The organism is Stenotrophomonas maltophilia group sp. SKK55, assembly GCF_057179845.1.
Window position 1 is genome coordinate 245012 of record NZ_JBXUHP010000018.1, and the last position, 6546, is coordinate 251557.

Consider the following 6546-nt stretch of genomic DNA (forward strand, 5'->3'; position numbering starts at 1 on the left):
CCCTAAGCCGGAAGGCTCAGGCTGCGGCCGCTGCTGAACATCCGTCGTGCGCCACTCAACGGGTCGTCGAAGGCCAGGGCCCGCGCCAGCAGCTGCAGCGGTGACTCGGCCACATCCAGTGGCCGTTGCCGAAGCTGCGGGTACAGGTCGTCACCCACGATCGGCGCCCCCAGCATGGCCATGTGCACGCGCAACTGATGCTTGCGGCCGGTCTCCGGCAGCAACCGGTAGCGCCAGATCGCCCCTTCGGCCTCGATCAGCTCGATCCGGCTGCGCGCATTGGGTTCACCGGGCACTTCGAACATGCGGAAGAACGGCTCGCCCGGTACCAACCGGCTGTCCCGCTGCAACGGAAACGCCAGCCCCGGCAGCGCCGGTGCCAGGGCCTCATAGGTCTTCTCGATGCGCCGCTCACGGAACAGGCGCTGGTAAGCATCGCGCGACCCTCGCTGGGTCGAGAACAGCACCAACCCGGCCGTCAGCCGATCCAGCCGGTGCAGCGGTACCAGATCAGCATTGCCGGTGCGGGCGACCAGCCGCGCCAGCAGCGTCTCGCGCACATGCCCACCCGCAGGTGTCACCGGCAGGAAATGCGGCTTGTCGGCTACCAGCAGGTGCGCATCCAGATGGACGATGGTCTCGACAAAGGGAATCACCGGTTCGTCGGCCACCTCGCGGAAGTACTGGATCTCCCGCCCGACCTGCCAGGGCATGTCCGCAGTGAGCGCCCTGCCCTGCGCATCCAGCACACGGCCACGCGCGAAGCGATCCTGCCATTGCGCGCGCGCGATGCGCGGGAAACGTGCACACAGGCCATCCAGCAGGGTGGCCCAGGGCCCGGGCGGCAACTGCAGTCGGCTGGGCAAGGTCATGGCGTCCACTCCGGCCACGGGAAAGAACGCAAGCGTGCCACCGTTGACGCTGCGCAGACAGCCCGGCCACGGACACCCCCGGAGCAAACCTCTATCATTGTCCTCTTTAGTCCACGGATCCCCCATGGCTCTTACCGCCACCATCCGCAAGGCCGAACTGCAGATCAGCGACATGGATCGCGGCTACTACGCGACCCACAACCTGACCCTGGCCCAGCATCCGTCCGAGACCGACGAGCGCCTGATGGTGCGCCTGCTCGCCTTCGCGCTGAACGCCGGCGACCGCCTGGAGTTCGGCCGCGGCCTGAGCACCGATGACGAACCCGACCTGTGGGAACACGACTACACCGGCGACATCCTGCAGTGGATCGACCTGGGCCATCCGGACGAATCGCGCATCCGCAAGGCCAGCAACCGCAGCCGCCAGGTGCAGGTGGTCAACTATGGCGGCAATGCCTCGGAGATCTGGTGGGGCAAGCAGGGCAAGGGCCTGGCGCGCTTCGACAATCTTTCGGTGGTCGACCTCGACGGTGCCTTCGTAGAGCTGTGGGGCCAGCAGATCCAGCGCGCGATGCGCTGGAGCGTGCTGATCCAGGACGGTGAAGTGCAGCTGCTCAACGATCAGATGCAGCTCGACGTGATCCCGACCTGGCGCAAGCGCGCCAAGGCATGAGCACGATCCGTTGTGACGTGGTGGTCATCGGCGCCGGCGCAGCCGGGCTGATGACCGCGATCACTGCCGGCCAGCGCGGCCGCCAGGTGCAGGTGATCGACCATGCCAACAAGGTCGGCAAGAAGATCCTGATGTCCGGCGGTGGCCGCTGCAACTTCACCAACACCGGCACCACCCCGGCCAACTTCCTGTCGGCCAACCCGCATTTCTGCAAGTCGGCGCTGGCCCGCTACACGCCCTGGCACTTCATCGAGCTGGTGCACAAACACGGCATCGCGTATCACGAAAAGGAACTGGGGCAGTTGTTCTGCGATGTCTCCTCCAAGCAGATCGTGAAAATGCTGGTGGACGAATGCCAGGCGGCCGGCGTACAGATCCGTACCGACTGCAGCGTGCAGCGCATCGAGCATGGCAGCGATGGTTTCCGCGTGCACACCACGCACGGCCTGTTCCATTGCGCCTCGCTGGTGGTTGCCACCGGTGGCCTGTCGATTCCCAGCATGGGGGCCAGCGGCTTTGGCTATGAAGTGGCCCGCCAGTTCGGCCACCAGGTGCTGCCGACCCGCGCCGGGCTGGTACCGCTGACCCTCAGCGGCAAGCACCAGGAGCGGCTGGCCGACCTCAGCGGCGTCGCACTGCCAATCGAGGCGCGCTGCAACGGCAAGAGCTTCCAGAACTTCATGCTGCTGACCCACCGTGGCGTGAGCGGCCCGGCCATCCTGCAGATCTCTTCGTTCTGGCAGCCCGGCGATGCGCTGGAGCTGGACCTGTTGCCGGGCCAGGATGCGGGCGAGTGGCTGCGCCAGATGAAGCGCGACCGCCCCGCCGCCGAGCTGCGCACGGTGCTGGGCGAGGTACTGCCGAAGCGGCTGGCACAGCGGCTGTGCGAGCACTGGCTGCCCGACCGCCCCGTGCGCCAGCTGGACGAGCCGGTGCTGCGCCAGGCTGCGCAGCTGCTGGGCGCATTCCCGCTGGTGGCCAGCGGCACCGAAGGCTACCGCACCGCCGAGGTCACCCTGGGCGGCGTGGACACCGCCGAAGTGTCATCCTCAACGATGGAATCCAAGCGCGTCCCCGGCCTGCACTTCGTTGGCGAGGTGCTGGACGTGACCGGCTGGCTGGGCGGCTACAACTTCCAATGGGCCTGGGCAAGCGGGCACGCAGCGGGCGGCGTGGTGTGAACCACTTCGCCGTTCCATGCGCGCAAGGGGGACGCGCATGGACGGTTCGCCGCGCATCGTGTATCTAGATTCGCAGATTGGGGAGCAGTGCATGCAGAACGCGAACGACATCACCATCCGCCTGCTGATCGTCGATGACAGCGGCGAGAATGCCGAAGCCATCGTCAGCACCCTGCGCAACAGCGGCATCGCGGTACGCCCGTGGCGCCCACAGGATGCAGCCGAGCTGGCCCAGGTGCTGACCAGCCAGGCCATCGACCTGGTGCTGGCCTCGCCGTCGCAGGGCATTCCGCTGCAGCTGGCAGCCCAGCACATCGCCGCCAGCGGCAAGGACATCCCGCTGGTGCTGCTGGCCGAGCGCATCGACGAGGACGAACTGGTGCAGGCCAGCAGCCATGGCATCCGTGCCCTTGCCCTGCGCCAGCGCCCCGAGCACCTGCTCGCCGTGGTCCGCGACCAGTGGGTGGACCTGCAGGCGCGCCGCGGCCTGCGCCGCATCGAGGCGCAGATGCGCGAGACCGAGCGCCGCTGCGACGCGCTGATCGCCTCCTCGCGCGACCCCATCGCCTACGTGCATGAAGGCATGCACATCCGCGCCAACGACGCCTACCTGGAGATGTTCGGCTACGAGCATTTCGACGACATCGAAGGCATTTCGCTGCTGGACATGGTCGCCGCCCAGCACGTGGAGGGCTTCAAGCAGCTGCTGAAGGGCCTCAGCCGTGGCGAGGCGCCGCCGCCTCAGTACCAGCTCGACGCGCGCCACCAGGACGGCAGTGCGTTCCCGGCGACGATGGAATTTGCGGCGGCCACCTACGAGGGCGAGTCCTGCCTGCAGGTGGTGCTCCGCCGCCGCATGGAGTTCGACCCCGAACTGGCACGCGAGGTCGAGGACCTGCGCCAGCGCGACCAGGTCACCGGCCTGCTCAATCGCCCGACCTTCATGCTGCAGCTGGAAAGCGCGGTGGCCCAGGCCGGGCGCAGCGAGGGCCAGTTCGGCCTGCTGCTGATCGAGCCGGACCACTACGCGCGCCTGCTGCCGGATATCGGCCTGGCCTCGGCCGACACCCTGATCGGCGCCCTCGCCGCCCTGCTGGCCGAAGTGGTTGGCGAGGATGCGCAACTGGCCCGTTTCGGCGAGCACAATTTCGCCGTGCTGCAGGCCGGGCCCTATGCACAGACCGTGGCGCTGGCCGAGCGCATCCGAGAAGCCTACGCCGCGCACGTCTTCAGCATCGGTGCACGCTCGGCCACGGTGACGGTCAGCATCGGTGGCGTGCAGGTCGGTGAGAAGATCGCCAGCATCGGCCAGGTGCTGGCGCGCGCCAGCGAATGCACCCAGGCTGCAGCCGAGCTGGGTAACACCTGCCGCATCTTCGACCCGGCTGCCGCTGACCGCGTCGAGGAAGAGCGTGTGCAGCGCTGGGTGGCGCGCATCCGCGAGGCGCTGGCCGGCGACGGTTTCCAGCTCCACTACCAGCCGGTGCTGAACCTGCAGGGCGAACCACTGGAACTGTACGAAGCCTATCTGCGCCTGGAAAACAACGGCGAGCTGCTGAGCCCGACCGCGTTCCTGGGCATCGCCGAGGAACACGGCCTGCTGGCCGACATCAACCGCTGGGTGGTTTCGCAGGCGATCGCGGTGCTGGGCGAACGCGCACGTGCGGGTCATGCCACCCAGGTGCTGGTGAAGGTCACGCCGGAATCGTTCGATGACCCACAGATGATCGCCACCCTGCGCCGCGAGCTGCAGGCACAGGGCGTGCCCGGCGAACGGCTGTGGCTGCATGCACCGGAAGCGAAGGTGTTCACCCACCTGCGCAGTGCACAGCAGTTCCTTGCCGAAGTGGCGCCACTGGGCTGCCGCATCGGCCTGGAGCAGTTCGGTTCCGGGCTGGACTCGTTCCAGCTGCTGGCCCACTTCCAGCCGCAGTTCCTCAAGCTGGACCGGGGCTTCACCAGCGACCTGGCTGCCACCCGCGAGAACATCGACCGCATCAGCCAGATCACCGCGCGTGCTCAGGAAGCGGGCATCTGCACCATTGCCGAATTCGTCAGCGATGCCAACTCGATGACGCTGCTGTTCAGTGCCGGCGTGGATTACGTGCAGGGCGATTTCGTCGGCCCGGCGTTGCCGGAGATGGGGTTCGAATTCGGGTAACGCCTCTCTGTAGAGCCGAGCCATGCTCGGCTGCGGGACTCAAGCGAAGAGGAGCCGAGCATGGCTCGGCTCTACACAAACGAGAAGGCCGGCTTTCGCCGGCCTTCTGCTTGATCAGGTCATGTCGACCAGGTTGCCGATCTTCACGTCCGGGTTGACGTCGGCCTCGTAGTCGACGCCCTCCACGCCAAAACCGAACAGACGCAGGAAGTCGGCCTTGTAACCGGCCAGGTCGCTGATTTCGTACAGGTTCTCGTTGGTCACCTGCGGCCACAGCGCGACCACCTTGCCCTGCACGTCTGCGGCCATTTCCTTGTAGTCCGCACGCAGGCGGCCTTCCTCATCGACCAGCGCGACGGTGTGGCCGTCGCCATCGACCAGGTCATGGCGCAGGCGATCGACCGCCGTGCCATCGGCCTTGCCGCCGTAAAGGATGTCGTACAGCACGTCGAGCTGCTCGATGCAGCCTTCGTGAGTGCCCTTTTCCTTCATCACCTTGAACAGCAGCGACAGGTACAGCGGCATGGTCGGAATGGCCGAGCTGGCCTGGGTCACCACGGCCTTCAGCACCGACACGCGCGCGTCGCCGCCGATTTTCGCCAGCTTTTCGCGCATCCCGAGCACCTTGGTGTCCAGGTCCTTCTTGGCCGCGCCGATCGAGCCATTCCAGTAGATTGCCTGGGTGATCTCTTCGCCCACGTAGGTGAAGGCCGTGGTGGTACAACCATTGGCCAGCACGCCGGCATCGGCCAGCGCATCGATCCACATCTGCCAGTCCTCGCCGCCCATCACCGCGACGGTGCCGGCGATTTCTTCCGGGGTGGCCGGCTGCAGGGTGGTCTCGGTGATCACTTCCTTGTCGGTATCCAGCCCGCGCAGGGTGATCGGCTCGCCGATCGGCTTCAGCGTGGAGCTGATGATCTCGCCGGTCTTCGGGTGCTTGCGGCGCGGCGCTGCCAGGCTGTAGACAACCTGGTCGACCTGGCCCAGATCGGCCTTGATCATTTCGATGGTCTTCGCCTTCACTTCATCGGAGAAGGCATCGCCATTGATGCTCTTGGCATACAGGCCGGCTTCGTCGGCGTACTTGTGGAACGCGGCCGAGTTGTACCAGCCCGCGGTACCCGGCTTGGTCTCGCTGCCCGGTCGTTCGAAGAAGATGCCGAGGGTGGCAGCGCCACTGCCGAAGGCAGCGGTGATGCGTGCGGCCAGGCCGTAGCCGGTGGAGGCGCCGATCACCAGCACACGCTTGGGACCGTTCTGGATCGGCGGACGCGCGCGGATGTAGTCGATCTGCTGCTTGACCGCGGCCTCGCAGCCGGTCGGGTGGGTGGTGACGCAGATGAAGCCGCGGACGCGCGGTTTGATGACCATGGATACCTCGGGTTGGCAGATGCGGCGCACGGGGCGCTCAGCAGGAGTACGGGCGCGCACGCGCGCGAACCGCAGGATCGTAGTGCGCGGGGGCCGAATGCACAACCGACGCTGGCGTAGGGTGGGGTTTCTCTTTGCAGGGCTGCACCCTGCACCCGCAGAGGCAGGAGCAACGGCCAGAGCCAGAGCAACGGCAGAAGCTGGGTTCCTGGGGGTGGGCGGGGTGGGTCCGGTTGAGGGGGACGCTGCAAGTACCCCTCCGGGGCCCGGCCCAGCCGCTGGCGG

General features: G+C 66.9%; 5 protein-coding genes. 3 read left to right on the forward strand and 2 right to left on the reverse strand.

Annotated elements, in window-relative coordinates; all coding sequences use genetic code 11:
- Positions 1-2 precede the first annotated feature (2 nt).
- Positions 3-872, reverse strand: a complete 870-nt coding sequence (locus tag AC2A1N_RS10110) for a pseudouridine synthase (protein ID WP_242893793.1) — start codon at positions 870-872, stop codon at positions 3-5.
- 124 nt (positions 873-996) lie between these two features.
- Here AC2A1N_RS10110 and AC2A1N_RS10115 point away from each other — a divergent pair, with 124 nt between their 5' ends.
- The 3 genes from AC2A1N_RS10115 (at position 997) to AC2A1N_RS10125 (ending at position 4887) form a co-directional block, all read left to right on the forward strand.
- The gene (locus tag AC2A1N_RS10115) at positions 997-1545 is read left to right on the forward strand and encodes a YaeQ family protein (RefSeq protein WP_005416207.1); all 549 of its coding nucleotides are present in this window, start codon (positions 997-999) and stop codon (positions 1543-1545) included.
- Positions 1542-2726, forward strand: a complete 1185-nt coding sequence (locus AC2A1N_RS10120) for a BaiN/RdsA family NAD(P)/FAD-dependent oxidoreductase (RefSeq protein ID WP_061477923.1) — start codon at positions 1542-1544, stop codon at positions 2724-2726. Before AC2A1N_RS10115 ends, AC2A1N_RS10120 begins: the two co-directional genes overlap by 4 nt.
- Positions 2727-2817: 91 nt before the next feature.
- A complete protein-coding gene (locus tag AC2A1N_RS10125) occupies positions 2818-4887 on the forward strand; it encodes an EAL domain-containing response regulator (RefSeq protein ID WP_061477970.1) in 2070 nt (689 codons plus the stop codon).
- Positions 4888-5001: 114 nt separating this feature from the next.
- Here the strand turns inward: AC2A1N_RS10125 and fabV are convergent, their stop codons facing one another.
- Positions 5002-6261, reverse strand: a complete 1260-nt coding sequence (gene fabV, locus AC2A1N_RS10130; RefSeq protein ID WP_484372189.1) for an enoyl-ACP reductase FabV — start codon at positions 6259-6261, stop codon at positions 5002-5004.
- Between the last annotated feature and the right edge of the window lie 285 nt (positions 6262-6546).

What these genes read in the sequence shown, in the direction of transcription:
- AC2A1N_RS10110 (WP_242893793.1), bottom strand. Translation starts at nt 872, where the DNA reads ATGACCTTGCCCAGCCGACTGCAGTTGCCGCCCGGGCCCTGGGCCACC.
- fabV (WP_484372189.1), bottom strand. Translation starts at nt 6,261, where the DNA reads ATGGTCATCAAACCGCGCGTCCGCGGCTTCATCTGCGTCACCACCCAC.
- AC2A1N_RS10120 (WP_061477923.1), top strand. Translation starts at nt 1,542, where the DNA reads ATGAGCACGATCCGTTGTGACGTGGTGGTCATCGGCGCCGGCGCAGCC.
- AC2A1N_RS10115 (WP_005416207.1), top strand. Translation starts at nt 997, where the DNA reads ATGGCTCTTACCGCCACCATCCGCAAGGCCGAACTGCAGATCAGCGAC.
- AC2A1N_RS10125 (WP_061477970.1), top strand. Translation starts at nt 2,818, where the DNA reads ATGCAGAACGCGAACGACATCACCATCCGCCTGCTGATCGTCGATGAC.